Origin of the sequence: Staphylococcus sp. GDB9P120P (genome assembly GCF_017893435.1) — a bacterium.
GTDB lineage: Bacteria > Bacillota > Bacilli > Staphylococcales > Staphylococcaceae > Staphylococcus > Staphylococcus cohnii.
The window spans coordinates 562,166-585,853 of the sequence record NZ_JAESNB010000008.1 but is presented as its reverse complement, the minus strand read 5'-3'; the positions used below and the strand labels follow the sequence as shown (position 1 = coordinate 585,853).

At 32.5% G+C, this 23,688-nt stretch carries 20 protein-coding genes and 3 pseudogenes; 21 read left to right on the top strand and 2 right to left on the bottom strand.

The annotated features are described in order from the left end of the window. The first annotated feature begins 80 nt into the window (after positions 1-80). The 6 genes from rimP (at position 81) to KA856_RS07990 (ending at position 5,812) form a co-directional block, all read left to right on the top strand. A complete protein-coding gene (gene rimP / locus KA856_RS08015; RefSeq protein ID WP_019468442.1) occupies positions 81-548 on the top strand; it encodes a ribosome maturation factor RimP in 468 nt (155 codons plus the stop codon). A gap of 23 nt (positions 549-571) precedes the next feature. Further along, the gene (gene nusA, locus KA856_RS08010; protein WP_107384967.1) at positions 572-1,768 is read left to right on the top strand and encodes a transcription termination factor NusA; all 1,197 of its coding nucleotides are present in this window, start codon (positions 572-574) and stop codon (positions 1,766-1,768) included. A gap of 15 nt (positions 1,769-1,783) precedes the next feature. Continuing rightward, a complete protein-coding gene (rnpM, locus tag KA856_RS08005; RefSeq protein ID WP_019468440.1) occupies positions 1,784-2,068 on the top strand; it encodes an RNase P modulator RnpM in 285 nt (94 codons plus the stop codon). Then, positions 2,065-2,382: a L7Ae/L30e/S12e/Gadd45 family ribosomal protein gene (locus KA856_RS08000; protein WP_019468439.1), complete on the top strand. Its 318-nt coding sequence runs from the start codon at positions 2,065-2,067 to the stop codon at positions 2,380-2,382. Before rnpM ends, KA856_RS08000 begins: the two co-directional genes overlap by 4 nt. Positions 2,383-2,386: 4 nt before the next feature. Next, positions 2,387-4,501: a translation initiation factor IF-2 gene (gene infB / locus KA856_RS07995; protein WP_107386097.1), complete on the top strand. Its 2,115-nt coding sequence runs from the start codon at positions 2,387-2,389 to the stop codon at positions 4,499-4,501. A 315-nt stretch (positions 4,502-4,816) separates the two neighbouring features. Next, positions 4,817-5,812 carry a hypothetical protein gene (locus KA856_RS07990; protein ID WP_226953468.1) on the top strand — a complete coding sequence of 332 codons (996 nt, stop codon included), beginning with the start codon at positions 4,817-4,819 and terminating at the stop codon, positions 5,810-5,812. On the opposite strand, the pseudogene KA856_RS07985 reads toward KA856_RS07990, so the two are convergent. Further along, a pseudogene (locus tag KA856_RS07985) lies at positions 5,801-6,243 on the bottom strand (transposase); the annotation flags it as partial. The gene KA856_RS07990 and the pseudogene KA856_RS07985 overlap by 12 nt on opposite strands. Positions 6,244-6,547: 304 nt before the next feature. After that, positions 6,548-7,420, bottom strand: coding sequence for an HTH domain-containing protein (locus KA856_RS07980; RefSeq protein ID WP_107521388.1), 873 nt, complete (start codon positions 7,418-7,420; stop codon positions 6,548-6,550). A 421-nt stretch (positions 7,421-7,841) separates the two neighbouring features. Between KA856_RS07980 and rbfA the strand changes: the two genes are divergently transcribed. The 15 genes and pseudogenes from rbfA (at position 7,842) to pgsA (ending at position 23,684) form a co-directional block, all read left to right on the top strand. Next, positions 7,842-8,186, top strand: coding sequence for a 30S ribosome-binding factor RbfA (gene rbfA / locus KA856_RS07975; RefSeq protein WP_019468695.1), 345 nt, complete (start codon positions 7,842-7,844; stop codon positions 8,184-8,186). Between the two features lie 126 nt (positions 8,187-8,312). Continuing rightward, positions 8,313-9,230 carry a tRNA pseudouridine(55) synthase TruB gene (gene truB / locus KA856_RS07970; protein WP_107384821.1) on the top strand — a complete coding sequence of 306 codons (918 nt, stop codon included), beginning with the start codon at positions 8,313-8,315 and terminating at the stop codon, positions 9,228-9,230. A gap of 13 nt (positions 9,231-9,243) precedes the next feature. Continuing rightward, complete coding sequence (locus KA856_RS07965; protein ID WP_107384820.1) at positions 9,244-10,215, top strand: bifunctional riboflavin kinase/FAD synthetase; 972 nt, start codon at positions 9,244-9,246, stop codon at positions 10,213-10,215. A gap of 105 nt (positions 10,216-10,320) precedes the next feature. Then, a complete protein-coding gene (gene rpsO / locus KA856_RS07960; RefSeq protein ID WP_019468698.1) occupies positions 10,321-10,590 on the top strand; it encodes a 30S ribosomal protein S15 in 270 nt (89 codons plus the stop codon). Positions 10,591-10,745: 155 nt separating this feature from the next. Continuing rightward, positions 10,746-12,854, top strand: a complete 2,109-nt coding sequence (gene pnp / locus KA856_RS07955; protein ID WP_107384819.1) for a polyribonucleotide nucleotidyltransferase — start codon at positions 10,746-10,748, stop codon at positions 12,852-12,854. A 353-nt stretch (positions 12,855-13,207) separates the two neighbouring features. Next, the gene (rnjB, locus tag KA856_RS07950) at positions 13,208-14,881 is read left to right on the top strand and encodes a ribonuclease J2 (RefSeq protein ID WP_210138591.1); all 1,674 of its coding nucleotides are present in this window, start codon (positions 13,208-13,210) and stop codon (positions 14,879-14,881) included. A 278-nt stretch (positions 14,882-15,159) separates the two neighbouring features. Beyond that, positions 15,160-16,036: pseudogene (locus tag KA856_RS14140) on the top strand (cell division protein FtsK); the annotation flags it as partial. 104 nt (positions 16,037-16,140) lie between these two features. Next, positions 16,141-17,595 (top strand): annotated as a pseudogene (locus tag KA856_RS14135) (DNA translocase FtsK); the annotation flags it as partial. Between the two features lie 2 nt (positions 17,596-17,597). Beyond that, positions 17,598-18,311: a GntR family transcriptional regulator gene (locus KA856_RS07940; protein ID WP_107384818.1), complete on the top strand. Its 714-nt coding sequence runs from the start codon at positions 17,598-17,600 to the stop codon at positions 18,309-18,311. Positions 18,312-18,321: 10 nt separating this feature from the next. Then, positions 18,322-19,611 carry an EF-P 5-aminopentanol modification-associated protein YfmF gene (gene yfmF, locus KA856_RS07935; protein ID WP_107386240.1) on the top strand — a complete coding sequence of 430 codons (1,290 nt, stop codon included), beginning with the start codon at positions 18,322-18,324 and terminating at the stop codon, positions 19,609-19,611. After that, positions 19,611-20,897 (top strand): EF-P 5-aminopentanol modification-associated protein YfmH, encoded by a 1,287-nt coding sequence (gene yfmH / locus KA856_RS07930; protein ID WP_107386239.1) that lies wholly within the window; start codon positions 19,611-19,613, stop codon positions 20,895-20,897. The genes yfmF and yfmH overlap by 1 nt, the downstream gene beginning before the upstream one ends. Before the next feature lie 3 nt (positions 20,898-20,900). Then, positions 20,901-21,605, top strand: coding sequence for an elongation factor P 5-aminopentanone reductase (gene ymfI, locus KA856_RS07925; RefSeq protein WP_107384815.1), 705 nt, complete (start codon positions 20,901-20,903; stop codon positions 21,603-21,605). Between the two features lie 192 nt (positions 21,606-21,797). After that, complete coding sequence (locus KA856_RS07920; protein ID WP_019468706.1) at positions 21,798-22,628, top strand: DUF3388 domain-containing protein; 831 nt, start codon at positions 21,798-21,800, stop codon at positions 22,626-22,628. Positions 22,629-22,659: 31 nt separating this feature from the next. Next, a complete protein-coding gene (locus KA856_RS07915; protein WP_107384814.1) occupies positions 22,660-23,052 on the top strand; it encodes a helix-turn-helix domain-containing protein in 393 nt (130 codons plus the stop codon). Between the two features lie 53 nt (positions 23,053-23,105). After that, entirely contained in the window at positions 23,106-23,684 is a 579-nt protein-coding gene (gene pgsA / locus KA856_RS07910) for a CDP-diacylglycerol--glycerol-3-phosphate 3-phosphatidyltransferase (protein ID WP_107384813.1), read from the top strand. The last annotated feature ends 4 nt before the right edge of the window (positions 23,685-23,688 follow it).

The following is a 23,688-nucleotide window of genomic DNA, read 5'->3' as shown; positions in this document are numbered from 1 at the left end:
ATTGCTTAAAAAATTAGACTCAGGCAGGAAGAGTGGGCGTTATACCCGCTCTTTTCTATTTGCCAAAAAAGGAGGTCAGTATGAGTAAAGTAACTGAGCAAGTTGAATCAATTATTCAACCCGTCCTTGACGACTTAAATTTCGAATTAGTTGAAGTCGAATACACAAAAGAAGGAAAAGATTACTTCTTAAGAGTATCCATTGATAAAGAAGGTGGCGTCGATTTAAACGATTGCGCCCTAGCTTCTGAAAAGATTAGTGAAGTTATGGATGAAGAAGATCCTATTCAAGAAATGTATTATTTAGATGTAGCTTCTCCAGGTGCTGAAAGACCTATAAAAAAAGAAAAAGATTTCCAAAATGCTGTTTCAAAACCGATATACGTTTCTTTATATGCTCCTATTGAAGGTGGAAAAGAATGGTTAGGTATCTTAAAAGAAGTAACAAGTGAAACGATTATTATGGAAGTAAAAGAAAAATCAAAGAAGAAACAAGTTGAAATTCCAAGAAATAAAATCGCTAAAGCACGTCATGCTGTAATGCTTTAATGTGATGAGGAGGATGATAAATCGTGTCAAGTAATGAATTATTATTAGCAACTGAATATTTAGAAAAAGAAAAAAAGATTCCAAGAGAAGTTTTAATTGATGCAATTGAAGCAGCGCTGATTACTGCATATAAAAAGAACTATGACAGTGCAAGAAGTGTACGCGTTGAGTTAAACATGGATGAAGGTACATTTCATGTGATTGCTCGTAAACAAGTCGTAGAAGAAGTAATGGATAATAGAGAAGAAATCGACTTAAGTACAGCACTAGTTAAAAATCCAGCATATGAAGTTGGTGATATCTACGAAGAAGATGTAACGCCAAGTGATTTTGGACGTGTAGGTGCACAAGCTGCGAAACAAGCTGTAATGCAACGTTTACGCGATGCTGAGCGTGAAATATTATATGATGAGTTTATCGATAAAGAAGATGATATTGTTAATGGTCTCATTGATAGAGTCGATCATCGTTATGTATACGTTAATTTAGGACGCACAGAAGCTGTTTTATCTGAAGCTGAAAGAAGCCCTAATGATAGCTACATTCCTAATGAGAGAATTAGAGTATATGTCAATAAAGTAGAGCAAACTACAAAAGGGCCTCAAATTTACGTTTCACGTAGCCATCCAGGATTATTAAAACGCTTGTTTGAACAAGAAGTACCAGAAATTTTTGACGGTACAGTAATTGTAAAATCAGTTGCTCGTGAAGCTGGAGATCGCTCTAAAATCAGCGTTCATTCAGATAATCCAGATATTGATGCAGTAGGTGCATGTGTAGGTGCTAAAGGTTCCCGTGTTGAAGCGGTTGTAGAAGAATTAGGTGGCGAAAAAATTGACATTGTTCAATGGAATGAAGATCCGAAGGTATTTGTTAAAAATGCTTTAAGCCCTTCTCAAGTACTACAAGTTATTGTTGATGAAGAAAACCAATCAACGGTTGTTGTTGTGCCTGACTATCAATTATCTTTAGCAATCGGTAAGCGTGGACAAAACGCACGTTTAGCTGCCAAATTAACTGGTTGGAAAATTGATATAAAATCAGAAAGTGATGCTAGAGCTGAAGGCGTTTATCCTACAGATGAAGCGATTGAAACTGAGGATGTTGAAAATATTGAACAAAACACAGACATTGATTTAGAAGACGTTAATACAGAAATTAATGACTTCAAAAAAGATGATGAAACAGATAGCTTGGATGAAGAAGACGCTGAAAAATAAATTGGAGTGAGCTTTATGAAAAAGAAAAAAATTCCAATGCGTAAATGTATACTTTCAAACGACATGCACCCTAAAAAAGATATGATTCGAGTTGTTATTAATAAAGAAGGCGAAATTTTTGCTGATGCAACTGGAAAACAACAAGGTCGTGGTGCATATGTATCAAAAGATGTTAAATTAGTAGAAGATGCACAAAAAAAAGGTGTATTAGAAAAATACTTTAAGGTTGATGCAGAAACTCTAAATCCTGTATATAAGGAAATTATACGTCTTATTTATCGTGAAGAGATACCTAAATGACTATAGAGAAAATCGTGAATTTTTTAGGGTTAGCAATGCGTGCTGGAAAAGTTAAAACAGGTGAATCAGTCATTTTAAATGACATTAAGAAAAATAGATTGAAGCTCGTAATTATTGCAACTGATGCTTCTGAAAATACAATGACAATGTTTCAGAACAAGTGTGAAAGTTACCATATATCATTTCGTATATTTGGAACGAGAGCTGAATTAGGACAAGCTTTAGGTAAAGCAGAACGAGTTAACATTGGAATCACTGATCAAGGCTTTGCTAAAAAGTTAGTGTCAATGATAGATGAATATCGTAAGGAGTGACTATATGAGTAAAATAAGAATTTACGAATACGCCAAAGATTTAAAATTAAAAAGTAAAGATATTATAGACGAATTAAAGAAGATGGACGTTGAGGTAACGAGCCATATGCAAACGTTAGAAGACGACCAAATAAAAGCATTAGATAAAGTTTATAAACCAGAGAAATCCAATCAATCAGAACAAAAACAACAAGGTCAAAATCAACAGAAATCATCAAATAGCAAGTCTAATGCTAATAAAAAAGATAATAGTAATCAAAATCACAAGCAAAATAATAAAAATAATAACAAAAATAAGAAGAACAACAAGAACAATAAAAATAACAATAAAAACAAACAAACTAAACAGGAAGAACCAAAAGAAATACCTTCAAACATCACTTATCAAGAAGGTATAACAGTGGGAGAACTTGCTGAGAAAATTAATGTTGATTCTTCAGAAATTATTAAAAAGTTATTCTTATTAGGAATAATGGCTAACATTAATCAAGCATTAGATGATGAAACATTAGAATTGATTGCTGATGATTATGGTGTGGAAGTGGAAAAAGAAGTTGTTATTGATGAAGAAGATTTATCAATTTATTTTGATGATGAATCTGAAGATGAAGATGCAGTAGAAAGACCAGCAGTCGTTACTATTATGGGACATGTTGACCATGGTAAAACAACATTATTGGATTCTATCCGTCACACACAAGTAACAGCAGGTGAAGCTGGTGGTATCACACAACATATTGGTGCTTATCAAATTGAAAATGATGGCAAAAAAATTACTTTCCTTGATACACCAGGACATGCTGCATTCACAACGATGCGTGCACGTGGTGCACAAGTAACTGATATTACAATTTTGGTAGTAGCAGCAGATGATGGTGTAATGCCTCAAACGATAGAAGCTATTAATCATGCCAAAGAGGCAAATGTACCAACAATTGTAGCTGTTAATAAAGTTGATAAACCAACTGCTAACCCAGACCGAGTAATGCAAGAATTGACTGAATATGGTTTGATTCCTGAAGCCTGGGGTGGCGATACAATTTTCGTACCACTTTCTGCTTTAAGCGGTGATGGTATTGAAGATTTAATAGAAATGATTGTACTTACATCTGAAATACAAGAACTAAAAGCTAATCCTGATAAAAAAGCAGTGGGTACAGTGATAGAAGCAGAATTAGATAAATCACGTGGTCCATCTGCATCACTTCTAGTACAAAATGGTACGCTACATGTCGGAGATGCATTGGTTGTTGGTAATACGTATGGTAGAATTCGTGCGATGGTTAACGATTTAGGTCAAAGAATTAAATCTGCAAAGCCATCTACTCCTGTTGAAATTACAGGTATTCATGATGTACCACAAGCTGGGGACCGTTTTGTTGTGTTTAAAGATGAGAAACAAGCAAGACGTATTGGAGAAGCACGTCATGAAGCCAATGTTTTACAACAACGTCAAGAAAGTAAGAGCGTTTCACTAGATAATTTATTTGAACAAATGAAACAAGGTGAAATGAAAGATTTAAATGTCATCATTAAAGGTGATGTCCAAGGCTCTGTAGAAGCACTTGCAGCTTCATTAATGAAAATTGAAGTAGAAGGTGTTAATGTTCGTATTATTCACACTGCAGTAGGTGCGATAAACGAATCCGATGTGACCTTAGCGAATGCATCAAATGGTATTATCATTGGTTTCAATGTAAGACCTGATACAGGTGCCAAACGTGCAGCTGAAACAGAAGGTGTAGACATGAGATTACACCGCGTCATTTATAGCGTTATTGAAGAAATAGAAGCTGCAATGAAAGGCTTGCTAGATCCAGAATACGAAGAACAAGTGATTGGCCAAGCAGAAGTACGTCAAACATTTAAAGTTTCAAAAGTAGGTACAATTGCTGGTAGTTATGTTACAGATGGTAAGATTACGAGAAATGCGGGTGTCCGTGTTATCAGAGATGGTATTGTTCAATTTGAAGGTGAACTGGACACGTTAAAACGTTATAAAGACGATGCTAAAGAAGTAGCCCAAGGCTATGAATGTGGTATCACAATTGAAAAATATAACGATTTAAAAGAAGGCGACATTATAGAAGCTTTCGAAATGGTTGAAATTAAAAGATAAAGATAGTTATTTTAAATAAATAAGAAAAATAAAACCGTAGGCTAACTTATAGTGTTAGCTTACGGTTTTTTTCTTTTAAATATGTTATCTTTTGGGTAAGAGCATGTGTAACTTTGGATCATTTAAAATAATTGTTTATTTTTATAATTTATTTTAATGTTTAGCTTTAAGTGCATAGTTATTTGAAAATTTAGCCTTTTATTAAGCGTTGTGAACGAGTTAAAAAAGTTTAAGTAAAATTGCTTGTTACCTTAATCTGGACACTAACTGTCTATGTACTTAATTAAACTTAGCATAAATAGGAGGTTATAAGTGATGAGTGAATACTTAAAAGAAATAAATGAATTTTGGCAAGAATACTTGGATCAATATAACTCTATTTATGACTTAGATACTTTAAATGAAATAATAAAAAGACATGACACAACCGCTTTTCTACACCCACAAGATTTAGCATACTTCAAAAGAAATTTTGGTGAAGATTTTAGTAATATCCCAAGATTTAAAAAGTTGATTGATTTTGCAAATGGGAAAGTGAAAATTAATAAGCACAGACAACGAATTGTACAAAATGATGCAGTATTAAGTCCAGCCATAGCAAGACCATATTTTGGAAATCCTGAAATAGCAGATATAGTGATTTTGAAAAAAAAGGCTGAGAATGATTTTATAATTAATGACCCTTTATTACCAGAAGAAATGGTAGTACATTATCGTAATAGAATATTGCAAGATATCCAAGGTGAGTTGAATTTAAACGGACAAAAAGTATTTCTTCCTTATATAGATCATCATTGTTGGTTTAAGAAATATATCTATAGCAATGGGTCTATATTAAAGCAATTTAATATTAATCCAAATAGAGTGATGGTTATGAATTTCTTTCCATATCAAACTGGCCATACAGCAGGTATACCAAAAGATTTTTTAACATTTAATCATTATCTACCATCCCAAGTTATGAATTTTGAACTATTATTAAAAATTATAAATGATGATAAGAGGCGGATTTATATTGTAAGTGAAGAAGAACTCTTTATTTCAATTTTTAAAAATTTTACTAATAGTGAATTACATCAATACCTTGTTGACAATTTGTTTGTGCTTTCATCTAAACAGAATAGACACATCACAGCATGTAATGTATTGAGTTATAAAGAGCATGTTAAGCGTTTAAAAAAGAAAGAGTCATTAAATAAAATAGATTATTATAAGTGGAATCAACAACAAAAAAAAGAGCGAGAGTTAGGCAATTCGGATTTTATAAGAAAACTTAAAGCTATCCAATATAAGGAAGCATTACCACGTTAGTAAAATTGAAATGACTGAAAAGGTTCGGGACATAAATGTCTCTGACTAAACAGAAAACGATAATTTCTATTGAAATAATGTAGAAATTGTCGTTTTCTTTTTTTACCAAATAGTGTAGCTCGTTGAGCTACTATTTTCCTTACATTCAATGCCATTAAGACAAACTCTAATTTTCTTTTGACTTTGTCTACCCCTCGAACTAACACTCGAGTGAAACCCAAAATAGCCTTCATGAATCCAAAAACTGGTTCTACATCAATTTTTCTTTGACTTTAGATTTTTTAGTTCCTAGTTCTGAAAGCTGCTGATTAATTTGAGATTTAAAATACTCCCAAATTAAAATGCTTCATTATCTTCTTATTCGTTTTTGAATTGTTTTTCATACATAAATTTTTAAGTGGACATTTTAAACAATCATCACATTCGTATAATATGAGTCATGTTATAATCTTTATACATAAGGCAACTCGTTAATTTGGTTTAGTAGTGTTTATTAAATTATACGAAATGCCCTTCTTTTTTTGAATAAAAAATGCAAATTGTACTGATTTTGTAACGTGCTGACGCCCGGGGAAATGATATGAGCGAGAGACTACAGGCTCGAGCCATATCCCCAGGCAAGCATGCACGATCAAAATCGGAAGATTTTAAATATAAAGAGGGCAAATCCATTGTTAAGGATTTGCCCTCTTATTTTGAGAATGGGATTTATGTCCCGGCCTTTTTAGTATGCAGTTAAATATGATAATGCTTAAATAACGATTTGATTTTATTTTTGAAATCTTCCACATAATGATCTGGCTTTAATAAAATGATTTCTTGTGGATATTCATATGCTAAGTGTAGGCATTCGCTTTTTGAAATAATGAGTTCAGCTTCAATGAATGCTTCGTTATTTTGAGCATTCAGGACTATAAATTGACGTTGAATTTGTTCCCATATAGATGAACGGAATTTCATAGTGACAGTCGGGACTTGTAGAAAAATATTTTCGTCAAAAGCTTCATCAAATTGATGAATATCAAGTATTGAATTTAAATCTTGCGTATAAATTTTGTTCTGATATATATAAGTAATCCAATATTTATTTTTGAAATGTCTTGTATATACTGGTACAACTTTATATGTTTGATGATCAACATCATTTAGCGAAATAATCTGTTTATTTTGTATGGCAAGTTGTATTTTATAAATAAGTGTTGATTCTGTTAATTCGTGATTGATTGTAAATTGATTGAGTAATGTATTAGATAAAAATTTTTCAGCTAGATTCGAATTACTGTTTAGGCCTCTAATTAAATTATATGTATCGATATGAATGTTGGGCGTGAAATTTTTCATTCTAAATAGCAGATTAAGTAACCGATTATTTTTAAATTTATAGCGATCTATTCTTATGCGATGTCGGCCTATATTGTTTTCATAAACAATTCTTGCATTTAGTCCTTCCCATTCATGGTCTTCATATAAAAAATTGTTTATATCACTAAAGTCTCGCTGTATTGATCTTACATTAACATTTAATTGTTGTGCGAGTTCTTCTTTGCTTAATTTTTTCCCATTAAATAGACGAGTGAAAATATAAAGTAGTCTTTCTGATTTATCCAAGTATACACGCTCCTAACAATTTCAATAGAACAATTCATATTTTATTAGTTTGAATTATAGCATGATATTTTCTATAATGTGTAAAACAATATAAAATAAATTAAAAACTTAGTTGTTTCCTAAATAGTAATCATTTATAAAATTCAATGTAAATTTTATAAACTACCGCAGCATTTAAAAATAAAAATGTAATAAAGTTTCAGGCTATAACACTTAAGAAATATAATTGTGCCTAACTGTAATGGAAATAATGTTTTATCGTTTCATAACAATTACCTTTTTGATTTATTATTGATTTAGCAATTAAATTTTTTTTATTAAAAAAAGAATGAAGTTTGTTTGACGTTGTGAAATGAACTGTCATATAATCTTTAAGTAAGATAAATATACATGTATGAATGATATTTGTGAGGTGAAATATATGAATATGAGAGCTGAACGTGTTGGCGAACAAATGAAACAAGAAATCATGGACATTGTTAACAATAAAGTAAAAGATCCTAGAATTGGTTTCCTAACAATAACAGAAGTTCAATTAACGAATGATTTATCTATTGCAACAATTTATTTAACTGTACTTGGTAATGACAAACAAATTGATGATACGTTTAAAGGTTTAGAGAAAGCAAAAGGTTTTATCAAATCTGAAATTGGTTCAAGAATGCGTTTAAGAATTGTACCAGATTTAAAATTTGAATACGATGAGTCTATTGACTACGGAAATAAAATTGAAAAAATGATACAAGATTTACACAAAAATGATTAATTTTCAAAGCTGAAACAAACATTCACTGAGATGTTTGTTTCAGCTTTTTTATAACCATTTCTTTATTGAGTCGTGTTAATATAAGTAAGGAATGATAATAAAAGAACGATTGAAGGTGACATTAAAATGTATAATGGTATTTTACCTGTGTACAAAGAACGTGGCTTAACAAGCCATGACGTTGTATTTAAATTAAGGAAAATTTTAAAAACCAAAAAGGTGGGGCATACTGGTACATTAGATCCTGAAGTTTCAGGTGTATTACCCATATGTATAGGTCCAGCGACTAAGGTGAGCGATTATATTATGGAAATGGGAAAGACCTATTTTGCAACTGTATATTTAGGTTTTAGTACCACTACAGAAGATCAGACAGGTGAAATTTTAGAAAAAAAGGCTATTGATGAAGACGCACTTAATGAGGAACAAATAGATAACACTTTAGCACGTTTTGAAGGTGTAATTACGCAAATCCCACCGATGTATTCATCAGTGAAGGTTAACGGTAAAAAGCTTTATGAATATGCAAGAAAAAATGAAACAGTTGAAAGGCCTTCAAGAGAAGTCGAGATTTTCGACATTAAGCGAGCGTCTGAACTACGATTTAAAAATCAAGGTTGCCAGTTTGATATCATAGTAAAATGTGGTAAAGGTACTTATATTAGAACGTTGGCAACAGATATAGGAAAAGCGCTTGAATTACCAGCACATATGTCAAAGTTAACAAGAATACAAAGTGGTGGTTTTGATATTGAAAATAGTCTTACAATCGAAGATATACAATCACTACATGAGCACGAAACATTACAGGAAAAACTTTTTCCGATAGAATATGGTCTGAGAGGTTTGAAAAAAATCAACATTTCAAATGAAAGTCAAAGATTTAAAATATTGAATGGTCAAAAATTTGATACGAATGATTTTGACCAATCCATAGATACGTTGGTTGTGATGTTTGATACACTAAATAATAAGGCATTAGCAATTTATACACCACATCCTGAGAAGCCTTATGAAATAAAACCGAAGAAGGTATTTAACTAAAGGAGAAATAGCCATGAAAGTAATTGAAGTAACTCATCCGATTCAAGAAGATCAGTATATATCAGAAGATGTAGCAATGGCTTTTGGTTTTTTTGATGGCATGCATAAAGGTCATGCAGAGGTATTTGATACTTTAGAAAAAAAGGCAGAGGCATCGAATTTAAAGAAAGCTGTGATGACATTTGATCCACATCCTTCTGTTGTTTTAAATCCTGAACTTAAACGTACGGATTACTTAACTCCGATTCAAGATAAAATAGAAATATTAGAATCTTACGGGATTGACTATTGCATTGTCATTAATTTTTCTTCTAAATTTGCGAATGTAAGTGCAGAAGAATTTATACAGGAATACATCATTAATAACCATGTAAAAGAAGTAATTGCAGGTTTTGATTTTACGTTTGGCAAATTTGGTAAAGGTAACATGATGATTTTAGACGAAATGTCGGATTTTAATACGACTATCGTAAGTAAACAAGAAATTGAATCGGAGAAAATATCTACAACAGATATTAGAAAATCACTGAAAACAGGTGACTTACAAAAGGCAAACGATGAGCTTGGATATCGATATCGTATAAAAGGCATGGTTGTACAAGGGGAAAAACGTGGAAGAACAATTGGTTTTCCTACAGCGAATGTAGAGCCGAGTGGAGATTACGTACTGCCTAAAAATGGTGTTTATGCCGTGAGTATGAAAATAGGTGCAAATGATAAGATTTATCGTGGAGCTGCCAACGTTGGTGTCAAACCAACATTTCATGATCCTTCTAAAGCACAAGTTGTCATAGAGGTGAATCTGTTTGACTTCCACGAAAACATATACGGTGAACGTGTTATCGTTTATTGGCATCATTATTTAAGACCAGAAGTTAAATTTGATGGTATAGATCCTTTAGTTGAACAAATGAATAAGGATAAAGAAAAAGCGAAATATTTACTTTCTGTTGATTTTGGTGACGAAATATCATATAATATTTAAGTCTGATGTGTTACACACACATACAAGGCACCTTTATCTTGGCAGTTCGAGACTCCGACGATTGCTCGGATAAAGGCGCATAAAAATAAAAGGAGGAAATTGACTATGGCAATTTCACAAGAACGTAAAAATGAATTAATTAAAGAATATCGTACACACGAAGCGGACACTGGTTCTCCAGAAGTACAAATCGCTGTGTTAACTGCAGAAATCACTGCATTAAACACTCACTTACGTGAACATACGAAAGATCACCATTCACGTCGTGGATTATTAAAAATGGTAGGTCGTCGTAGACACTTATTAAACTACTTACGTAGCAAAGATATTCAACGTTACCGTGAATTAATTAAATCATTAGGTATCCGTCGTTAATCTTTAGACGTATATTTATCGGGAAAGAACCTTTGGGGTCTTTCCCTTTTTTATAATTTTAGCATTTATAATTATTCATTAAACTATATACTAATATAAATCATTATTAATAAATGATATGATAGGATTAACAGATAAATGAGAGGAGATTCGTAATGTCTCAAGAAAAAAAAGTTTTCAAAACTGAATGGGCAAATAGATCTTTAACGATTGAAACCGGACAATTAGCTAAACAAGCTAACGGCGCAGTACTTGTTAGATATGGTGATACAGTCGTTTTATCTACTGCAGTAGCGTCAAAAGAACCACGTGATGGTGACTTTTTCCCATTAATGGTTAACTACGAAGAAAAAATGTATGCTGCAGGTAAAATACCTGGTGGCTTTAAAAAACGCGAAGGCCGTCCGAGTGATGAAGCTACGTTAACTGCACGATTAATTGATAGACCCATTCGACCTTTGTTCCCTAAAGGTTATAGATATGACGTACAAATAATGAATACAGTCTTAAGTGCTGATCCTGATTGCTCTCCTGAAATGGCAGCAATGATAGGTTCGTCAATGGCATTAAGTGTTTCTGATATACCTTTTCAAGGTCCAATAGCAGGCGTGAACGTTGGTTATATAGATGGAGAATATGTGATTAACCCTACCGTTGCACAAAAAGAAGTATCTAGACTTGATTTAGAAGTAGCTGGTCATAAAGATGCTGTAAATATGGTAGAAGCAGGCGCAAGTGAAATTACAGAAAATGAAATGCTTGAAGCTATTTTCTTTGGACACCAAGAAATTCAGCGTCTAGTTAGCTTCCAAGAAGAAATTATCGATCATATTCAACCAGAGAAAAAAGCATTTGTTCCTGTTGAAAAAGATGAAACACTCGTTGAAAAGGTAAAATCATTAACTGCATCATATGGTTTAAAAGATGCCGTGTTAACATTTGATAAGCAACAACGAGATATTAATTTAGATGAACTTAAAGAGAAGGTTGCATCAGAATTTGTTGATGAAAATGATGATGAGAATGAAGTTTTAATCAAAGAAGTTTACAGTATATTAGATGACTTGGTTAAAGAAGAAGTAAGACGTCTCATAGCAGAAGAAAAAATCAGACCAGATGGTCGTAAAACAGATGAAATTCGCCCATTAGAATCTGAAGTTGGTATTTTACCAAGAGCGCATGGTTCAGGTTTATTTACAAGAGGACAAACACAGGCACTTTCAGTGTTAACATTAGGTTCGATGAGTGAATATCAAATCCTAGATGGTCTTGGTGAAGAAGAACAAAAACGTTTTATGCATCACTATAACTTCCCAAATTATTCAGTTGGTGAAACTGGACCAGTTCGTTCACCTGGTCGACGCGAAATTGGACATGGTGCATTGGGAGAACGCGCACTTAGCCACATCATTCCAGATGTTAAAGATTTCCCATATACTGTGAGAATAGTGAGTGAAGTATTAGAATCAAACGGTTCATCATCACAAGCTTCTATTTGTGGCTCAACGTTAGCGTTGATGGATGCGGGTGTTCCAATCAAAGCCCCAGTTGCTGGTATCGCTATGGGATTAGTTACACGTGACGATAGTTATACCATATTAACTGACATACAGGGGATGGAAGATGCACTTGGTGATATGGACTTTAAAGTAGCTGGTACATCTGAAGGTATTACAGCTATACAAATGGATATCAAAATTGATGGTTTAACTAAAGAAATTATTAAAGAAGCATTAGACCAAGCTCGAGAAGGTCGTTTGGCCATATTAGATCATATGCTACAAACAATTGATACACCACGTGGTGAACTAAGTGCCTTTGCACCTAAGGTTGTTACGATGTCTATTAAACCTGAAAAAATTAGAGATGTAATTGGTCCGGGTGGTAAAAAAATCAATGAAATCATTGATGAAACGGGCGTTAAATTAGATATCGAACAAGATGGAACGATATTTATTGGTGCAGTAGATAAAGATGCGATTGAAAAAGCGCGTAGTATCATTGACGAAATTACAAGAGAAGCAGTAGTTGGAGAAATATACAACGGTACAGTTAAACGTATTGAAAAATATGGTGCGTTTGTTGAATTATTCCCAGGTAAAGACGCACTTGTACACATTTCTCAAATTGCTAATGAGCGCATTGATAAAGTAGAAGATGTGTTGAAAGTAGGAGACACATTTAAAATTAAAGTTACAGAAATTGATAAACAAGGTAGAGTAAATGCTTCACATAAGGCATTGTTATCAAATAATACTAAATAATGTTTATTATTAGAGACTGGTAAAATGATGAGAACTGCTTACAATAGAATTATTTTAATTCTATTGTAGAAAAGTTCAAGTCATATCACTGGTTTCTTTTTTTAATATTTCAGCATTGATAATTAAATAGGAGTAAGCAAAAAGCTAAAAATAAATGTGAATATATACATAAAAAGCGCTACAAATACATCATTGCATACGTTAGAATCGCTTTTACATAAAAATAAATCATCCAATTATATATTTTAAAACAACTAAAGTAGCTACTTTAATAGTGTACATAAGGCCTATTTTAACTTATAATAAACTATGAGTTTATATATGGACGGGTAATTTAAATAGGAGGTAACATTTTGAGTTTAATTAAGAAAAAGAATAAAAATATTCGTATTATCCCTCTCGGAGGCGTTGGGGAAATTGCGAAAAATATGTATATCGTTGAAGTAGACGATGAAATGTTTATGTTAGATGCGGGACTGATGTTTCCAGAAGATGAAATGTTGGGTGTAGATATTGTTATTCCTGATATTCAATATGTGATAGAAAATAAAGACAGATTAAAAGGTATATTCCTAACGCACGGCTATGAACACGCGATAGGTGCTGTTACTTATGTGCTTGAGCAAGTTGATGCGCCTGTTTATGGTTCTAAATTAACAATTGCATTAATCAAAGAAAATATGAAGGCTCGCAATGTAAATAAGAAAGTTAGATATTATACTGTTAATAATGAATCAATTATGCGCTTTAAAGGTGTTAATGTCACATTCTTTAACACTACACATAGTATTCCAGATAGTTTAGGTGTTTGTATACACACTTCTTATGGCGCGATTGTATACACTGGGGAATTCAAGTTCGATCAAAGTTTACAAGGACATTATGCTCCAGATTTGAAAAAAATGACTGAAGTTGGACAAGATGGTGTATTTGCTTTGATCAGTGACTCGACTGAAGCAGAAAAGCCAGGTTATAACACGCCAGAAAACGTGATAGAATCTCATATGTATGATGCGTTTACAAAGGTGAAAGGTAGATTGATTGTTTCATGCTATGCATCTAATTTTATTCGTATTCAACAGGTTTTAAACATTGCGCAAAGATTAAATAGAAAAGTATCTTTCCTAGGGCGTTCGTTAGAAAGTTCATTTAATATCGCTAGAAAACTTGGTTATTTTGATATTTCTAAGGATTTACTAATACCAATTAATGAAGTTGAAAATTATCCGAAAAATGAAGTGATAATTATTGCAACTGGTATGCAAGGAGAACCAGTTGAAGCATTAAGCCAAATGGCACAAAAGAAACATAAGATAATGAATATTGAAGAAGGAGATTCGGTCTTCTTAGCAATTACTGCGTCTGCTAATATGGAAGTGATTGTTGGAAATACGCTTAATGAACTCGTTCGTGCAGGAGCAGAAATCATTCCCAACAGCAAAAAAATTCATACTTCAAGTCATGGTTGCATGGAAGAATTAAAAATGATGATTAATATCATGAAGCCTGAGTATTTCATTCCGGTAAATGGTGAATTTAAAATGCAAATTGCGCATGCTAAGTTAGCTAATGAAGCTGGCGTCCAACCTGAGAAAATATTCCTAGTGGAAAAAGGCGATGTAGTAAACTATGATGGTGAAGAAATGATTTTAAATGAGAAGGTCAATTCCGGCAATGTGCTCATTGATGGTATTGGTGTAGGTGATGTTGGTAACATCGTGTTACGTGATCGTCATTTACTTGCTGAAGATGGCATCTTTATCGCAGTCGTAACACTAGATCCCAAGAATCGTAGAATTGCCGCTGGTCCAGAAATTCAATCACGTGGTTTTGTTTATGTAAGGGAAAGTGAAGCTTTATTAAATGAAGCTGAAGAAAAAGTGCGTGAAATCGTTGAATTAGGTTTACAAGAAAAACGTATTGAATGGTCAGAAATCAAACAAAATATGCGTGATCAAGTAAGCAAATTGCTTTTTGAAAATACAAAACGCCGTCCAATGATTATTCCGGTAATATCTGAAATTTAATAATTTCTATTCTAAAATAAAGAGGTTAAGACAGACGCTTTGGTAAGGTTATTTAAAAGTAAATTGTATATATGTTATATCTAAACAAGATATATACAACCTTTAAATATACTGGAGCGAATAATGTCTTACCTCTTTTATGTTATTATAAGTATATAATAAAATGATTTTTATAGAATTTAAAATCATATTTATAATTTGTATTATCACTTGATATTAAAATACACAAATATGATTCATATACATATCGAAAAAACAGAGTTGAAAAGAAGGTGTGAATGTTGGCACAAACGAGAAAGAGCTCAACAACAAAGAAAAAAACATCGAATACAAGAAAGAAAACTGCAAATAATAAAAAAAGGAAAAGTGATAGTCCATTAAGATATATTATTGCGATAGTAATTTTTATTGCTATCATTCTTGGTGTTTTTCAATTGGGCATTATAGGCACAATGATAGATAGTTTTTTTAATTACTTATTTGGCACAAGTAGGTATTTAACTTATATCTTAATTTTGATAAGTACTGTATTTATTACTTACTATAAGGCATTGCCGAAGACGAGACGTACAACAGGTGCATTTGTTTTACAAATTGCATTATTACTTGTGACTCAAACAGTGTACTATTTTATGCATAGAGCTCAATCATTAAGAGAACCCGTGTTATCATATGTTTATAAATCTTATGAACATAATACATTTCCAAATTTTGGTGGAGGATTATTTGGACATTACTTATTGGCATTATTTATACCACTCATTTCAATTGTCGGTGTAATTATTGTAACGCTATTATTAATAGCTTCTAGTTTTATCTTATTGACAAAACAAAGACATAGAGATGTGTCTAAAGTTGCTTTTGAAAAGATGAAAGTAAAAAGTCAAGATGCTTCTGCAAATCTTAAAGAACGCCGTAAAGAAAATAAAATTAATAAAGATGCTAAAGCACGTATAAAAGCCGAAAAAAAAGCCGAAAAAGCAACTGAACAAGCACAAACTCAAAATAATGTTAAGGATGTAACTGATCTACCAGAGATAAGTAACAACACTCCTGAACAACAATCAATTCCAATTTATGGACATAACGATTATAAAGATGAAGATAATAAACAAACACAAACTCAAAACAAGAGAGCGAAACGCGTATTTGATCAAAATAATCAAAGTACAATCCAAGAATCAAATCCAGAAGATAACGTAATCATTGATCAACCAGTTAATGAATTAGAAGAAAGTGAAGCACAAGATGAAGATGCGGCTTCAAATTCCATATCTGAAGCTGGAGAAGTAGAAAATGAAGCATATAAAATACCACCATTAACATTATTGAAACAACCAACTAAACAGAAATCGACTTCTAAAGCAGAGGTGCAGAAAAAGGGGCAGTTGTTAGAAAACACATTGAAAAACTTTGGTGTAGATGCTAAAGTGACTCAGATTAAAATAGGCCCAGCAGTGACACAATATGAAATACAACCCGCTCAAGGGGTTAAAGTGAGTAAGATTGTTAATCTGCATAACGATATTGCCTTAGCCTTAGCAGCTAAGGACATACGTATCGAAGCACCAATACCTGGACGATCTGCTGTAGGTATAGAAGTACCGAATGATAAAATTTCGCTTGTTTCTTTAAAAGAAGTATTAGATGAAAAATTTCCTGCTTCTAATAAGTTAGAAGTAGGACTAGGTAGGGATATTTCAGGTGACCCTATTACAGTAGAACTTAACAAAATGCCTCATTTACTTGTAGCAGGTTCTACAGGAAGCGGGAAATCTGTTTGTATCAATGGTATTATTACAAGTATCCTATTAAATGCAAAGCCACACGAAGTTAAACTTATGTTAATTGATCCGAAAATGGTAGAATTAAATATATACAATGGTATCCCTCATTTACTCATACCTGTTGTAACCAATCCGCATAAGGCATCACAAGCTTTAGAAAAAGTAGTAGCAGAAATGGAAAGACGGTATGACTTGTTTCAACATTCTTCTACTAGAAATATTGAGGGATATAATGAAGCAATTAGAAAACAAAATGAAGAGTTAGATGAGAAACAATCTGAGTTACCATATATTGTTGTTATAGTAGATGAGTTAGCAGATTTAATGATGGTTGCTGGTAAAGAAGTAGAAAACGCAATACAAAGAATCACACAAATGGCACGTGCAGCAGGTATTCACCTAATAATCGCAACACAACGTCCTTCCGTAGATGTAATTACTGGTTTAATAAAAAATAATATACCTTCTAGAATTGCTTTTGCTGTGAGTTCACAAACAGATTCTAGAACGATTATTGATAGCGGTGGTGCAGATAAATTACTTGGTAAAGGTGACATGCTTTATGTTGCTAATGGTGGATCTACTAGAACCAGAGTTCAAGGTGCGTTTTTAAGTGACCAAGAGGTTCAAGACATTGTAAATTATGTCGTAGAGCAACAAAAAGCGAATTATGTAAAAGAAATGGAACCAGATGCGCCTGTTGAAAAATCAGAAATGAAGAGTGAAGATGCCTTGTATGATGAAGCGTATTTATTTGTAATTGAACAACAAAAAGCAAGTACATCGTTATTACAAAGACAATTTAGAATTGGTTACAACCGTGCTTCTAGATTGATGGATGATTTAGAAAGTAATCAAGTGATTGGACCACAAAAAGGCAGTAAACCTAGACAAATACTTGTGGATTTAGATAGTGATGAGGTGTAAATATGGAATTGACTTCTGTTTATAAAGTAAAAGAATGGCTGATACAAGAGATAAATACGAGAGCATTGAAACCAGGAGATGCTTTACCTAGTAACCTTGCAGTTGCTAGAAAATTAAATGTTAAAACAGATGACGTATACGATGCAGTTGATGAACTAATTACTGAACAAGTGTTATCTAATAATTTAGAAGAAGGTGCAAGTGTTAAAACGCTGCACCCGTTCTTCTATCCATTAGATGAATTGGTTAGTATCAGTAAAATGATTGAAAATCAAGGTTATCATGCGAGTACGGAGTATATAAGCTTAGACGAAAAACCTGCGACATCTTTAGATGCCCAGAGATTAAATCTTCCTGAAAAAGCGTTAGTAACAATTATTGAACGCGTGAGAATGGCTGACCGTATGCCAGTTGTTTATTGCTTAGATAAGCTACCAGCAGAAGATTTAACATGTGCGCAGTATCAAAATAGTGATGAATCGTTGTTAAACGCAATTGAATATTATGCTTCGAAAAAAGTTGCATATGCAGAAACTGAGATAGAGGCTATTGGTTATGAACCACATATATCAGACATATTGGATGCCTCACCACATGAAGGGCTTATGTTGTTGAAATTAATTCATTATGATAAAAATGATCAACCAATACTTTATTCTTTTAATTATTTCAAAAGTAGTTTAGTAAAATTTAAAACGGTTAGAAATAGTATATAATAACAAAATTATGAAAGTGAGGTTTGACAATTTGAAAATAAATGAACAGCAAAATGATTTGCATATTAATGTGTTACCAACAACAAAGTTCAAAACAACCACAATTACTTTAAAATTTATGGCCCCGTTAGATAGTGAAACCATGACAGCGCGATCAATACTCAGTAAATTACTCGTGCGTGCCACTAAAAAATGGCCGACAGACAAGGCGTTTAACCGTCATCTTTCAGAATTGTATGGCGCGTATGTTAATAGTTTTGTCTCAAAATTTAAAGACAAGCATGTCATAACGATATCATTGGAGTTAGTCAACGAACGCTATCTTACTGATCAAACACCATTATTTGAAAAGGGTTTAGATTTGTTAACAGAAATGATTTGGCACCCTTTAGTTTCTAATGATAGTTTTGATGAAAACTTTGTTTCACAAGAAAAAGCTTTACTAACTAAAAAATTAGAAGCAATGGTTGATAATAAATCTCAAATATCTTTTTTAAATTTATTGAAGTATATGTTTGGTGAACAGCCGTATCGTCACCTAGCATCAGGGCAAGTAGATTACATAGCAAATATAACACCCGAAACTTTATATCATACATATCAATCTATGCTACAGAACGACTATTGTGCTGTTTATGTCGTAGGTAATGTAGATGAACAAGAAGTAAAATCTCAAATCAAAACTTATTTTGATATAAAACCATTCCAATTCAAACAATCTCATGCGACGCCAGTACCACAAGCAGATAAAGTTCCACAAGAGATCGTTGAGACAGATGAAGTGGACCAAGCTAAATTAAATATTGGATTTAAACTGCCAGTACAATTTGGAGATAAACAATATTTTGCTAGTGTTGTTTTTAATACCATGTTTGGCGGAGATCCCTCTTCCGTTTTGTTTAACGAAGTTCGAGAAAAACAAAGTTTAGCGTATTCAATTCATTCGCAAATAGATGCAAAAAATGGTTTTATGTTTGTGCTTAGCGGTGTTTCATCTGATAAATATAGCGTAGCAAAAGATACAATTATTGCGGAATTTGAAAAGTTCCAGCAAGGTCAATTTAGCGAAGAAAAACTGGAACTTGCTAAGAAAATTATTATTTCTCAACGTCAAGAGTCGTACGATCGTCCTAAACGTATCATAGAGATATTGAATAATAATATTTTATTAGAGCATGATATATCAGAGGATGATTACATTAAACATATTCAAGATGTTAATAAATCTGAAATCATAGAATTAGTGAAAAACATAGAACTCAATACAATTTATATACTAACGAAAGGAGGTCAACAATAATGCAAAGCACATATTACGAGCAAATAGATGAAACTGTTTATGAAACTGAGTTGAATAATGGGTTAAAACTATTTGTGATACCTAAAACAGGCTTCCAGAAAACATTTGTTACATATACAACGCAATTTGGTTCTTTAGACCGTAAATTCAAACCACATGGTAGTGAAGATTATGTTACTGTACCAGATGGTGTTGCACACTTTTTAGAACATAAACTATTTGAAAATGAAGAAGAAGACTTATTCACAGCATTTGCAGAAGATAATGCACAAGTAAATGCATTTACTAGTTTTGACCGAACAAGTTATTTGTTTAGTGCAACAGATAATGTTGAAAGCAATATAAAACGCTTGTTAACGATGGTTGAAACACCGTACTTTACTGAGGCATCTGTAAATAAAGAAAAAGGTATTATTGCTGAAGAAATTAAAATGTATCAAGAACAGCCTGGCTATAAAATGATGTTTAATACGTTGAGAGCTATGTATGAATCACATCCAATTCGAGTTGATATAGCTGGTAGTGTAGAAAGTATTTATGAAATAACTAAAGAAGATTTATATCTTTGCTATGAAACATTTTATCATCCTTCTAACATGGTTTTATTTGTTGTTGGAGATGTAGATGTAGACCATATTTACAATGTTGTTGCAGACCATGAAAATCAAAGAGATAAAACGAATCAATCTCAAATAGTAAGAGATCCGTTAACAGAACAAGACAGCGTAAGAGAAAACATAGTAACTGAAAAGATGAAGTTACAATCACCTAGAATTATGCTTGGCTTTAAAAATACACCATTAGTTGATGTGCCAGATAAATTATTAGTAAAAAAAGATTTAGAAATGACTTTGTTTTTTGAATTATTATTTGGTGAAGAAACTGATTTTTATCAAATGTTGCTTAATAAAGAGTTGATAGATGAAACATTTGGTTATCAATTTGTATTAGAACCTACATATAGCTTTTCCATGATTACCAGTGCAACACAACATCCAGATAAGTTAAAAAAATTACTATTAGATGAACTAGAAGCAAAACAGGGTAATTTAACTGATGTAGAAGCGTTTAATTTATTGAAAAAACAATTTATTGGAGAGTTTATATCCGGTTTGAATTCCCCTGAATATATAGCAAACCAATACACAAAACTTTATTTTGAAGGTGTAAGTTTATTTGATTTATTAGATATTGTAGAAAGTATTACGTTAGAAAGCGTAAATGAAACGGCGCAAACGTGTTTGAATTTATCCCAAATTGTTGATAGTCGTTTGGAGATGAAATAAACAATGAAAGCTTTGGTTATAGGTGGTTCAGGATCTATAGGTTCTGCAATCGTTAATCGTTTGTTGTCTGATGGATATGAAGTCATCATCCATTACAATAATGCTGATATCAATCAACTAAACGTTCAGTTCAACCATAGTTCAGTACAATTTATACAATGCGATTTGCGCAATGTAAATGATTTCAATCAATATTTTCATTTTATAAAAAATTTAGATTGTCTTATTTATGCCAGTGGAACCGCGTTGTATGGTCAGTTGCAAGATATGACAGATGCAATGATTGATGAGCATTATCAAATTCATGTGCGCCAATTAATTAGAATATGTAGATATTTTGTAGACCAGTTACGACAAAGTCATAATGGTCGAATTGTAGTTATTTCATCAATTTGGGGAGAAACAGGTGCAAGTATGGAAACGATCTATTCGGCGATGAAATCAGCTCAAATTGGTTTCGTAAAAGCATTGAGTCAAGAACTATCAATGACTTCAGTCACTGTGAACGCCATCGCACCCGGTTTTGTGAGCGGTAATATGTTAAAAGCTTGGGGAGAAAGTGAGCTTGAAACTTTGACTCAAGAATTACCACAACAAAGGTTTATTGAGCCTGAAGAAGTTGCACATACCTGTAGTTACCTTTGCAATCCATTAGCTAAAAGTGTGACTGGTACAATACAAAAAGTGAATGGCGCTTGGTATTTATAATTTTTGATATAATTGAAAAAATAAACCACTTGTGAAACATTCAATGATATAATATCAATATCATTCATTACATTACAATTTAAAATTATTTGTGCTGTACTATGCTTTTTTCATTTAATAGATAACTAGAAATGTGATAGATTTTAGTCAAAGCTAATTGCTGTGATTTATAAACTAAGGGGTGTATATGCCATGACAGTTGCTGCAAAAAAAGAATGGTATTTAGAATATGAAATAACAATGAACAGAGCCGGACTGCTAGGTGATGTTTCCAGTTTGTTAGGTATGATGGGTATAAGTATTGTTACTATAAATGGTATTGATGAAGGTAGAAGAGGTCTATTAATTAAATCTGATAACCTTGAAAAAGTTAGTAGATTTGAAAATATCGTTAGTGAAATTGATGATATCTCTATTACTAAATTGCGTAAACCAGAATTGCGAGACCGATTGGCAGTACGACATGGCAGATACATAGAACAAGATGCTGCTGATAAAAAAACATTTCGTTTTGAAAGAGAAGATTTGGGTTTATTAGTAGATTTTATGGCCGAATTATTTAAAGAAAAAGGTCATAAATTAATCGGTATTAGAGGTATGCCAAGAGTGGGTAAAACTGAATCAATTGTAGCCGGTAGTGTCTGTGCACACAAACGTTGGTTATTTATTAGTTCTACTTTAATTAAGCAAACTGTTCGTAGTTCACTCATAAAAGGTGAGTATGATTCTGATCACGTCTATATTATTGATGGTGCGGTTACGGCAAGAGAATCCAACCAAAAACATCAAGAATTAGTAAAAGAGGTTATGAGCTTACCAGCAATTAAAGTTGTAGAGCATCCTGATTTATTTGTAGAAACCAGTGATTATGAGATGAGTGATTTTGATTACATCATTGAACTAAGAGAAAATAAAAATCAAGAAATCCATTATGAAGAAATGAAAAAACACACTGTAAAAAGTAAAAATAATCTTGATTTCGGTGACGATGTTTTCGGTGGAGGTTTTGGATTTTTTGAATAGCAAAAGATAATGGATGAGGAGGACTAACATCGTGAGTTTAGTTGGTCAAACTTTAAAAGGACGTCGCGAAAGATTAGGTATGACATTAACAGAATTAGAAAATCGAACAGAAATTAAACGTCAAACTTTGACACTCATTGAAAAAAATGATTTTGAGTCACTTAAAAATGCAGATTATGTAGAAGGTTTTATCCGTAAATATGCAAAGGCTGTAAATATTGATGCTGAACAGCTTATTCATGCACATAGAGATGAAATTCCTAATCATGATAATAACTTGAAAGATACAATTGACGCTTTTTCTTCTGATCATCAACCTAGTTATCGCAGTAAAAACAAAGAACCTTTGCAGTTAGCAGTAGTAATAAGTCTGGTGATTATTATCACTGCCATACTGTGGATATTAGCAGTATTATTTTTATAAAAATATTTTCGTGCATTTGTAGTAAGTTATATATATAGAAATGAGGATTTGAAATGAATATTCCGAATTGGATAACTGTTTTTAGAGTTATATTAATTCCAGTATTTCTATTATTCGCTTTAGTAGATTTTGGTTTTGGTAATGTAACTTTTATTGGTGGATATGAAATAAGAATCGAATTATTGATTAGTGGTGTTATCTTTATTATTGCCTCGTTAAGTGATTTTGTAGATGGTTATTTAGCAAGAAAATGGCAACTCGTTACAAATATGGGGAAATTTTTAGACCCATTAGCAGATAAACTACTTGTTTCAAGTGCTTTGATAGCATTAGTTGAAATTGGATTAACAAACTCCTGGGTAGCGATTATCATAATTGCACGTGAATTTGCGGTCACAGGGTTGCGATTATTACAAATCGAACAAGGTTTTGTAAGTGCGGCTGGGCAATTAGGTAAAATTAAAACGGCCGTTACGATGATAGCGCTAGTATGGATTTTACTTGGTGACCCATTAGCAACGTGGATTGGTTTTCCAATAGGTCAGGTGCTTTTATACATTGGGGTATTCTTTACTGTTCTTTCTGGTATTGAATATTTCTATAAGGGTAGAGATGTATTCAAAGCCAAATAATATG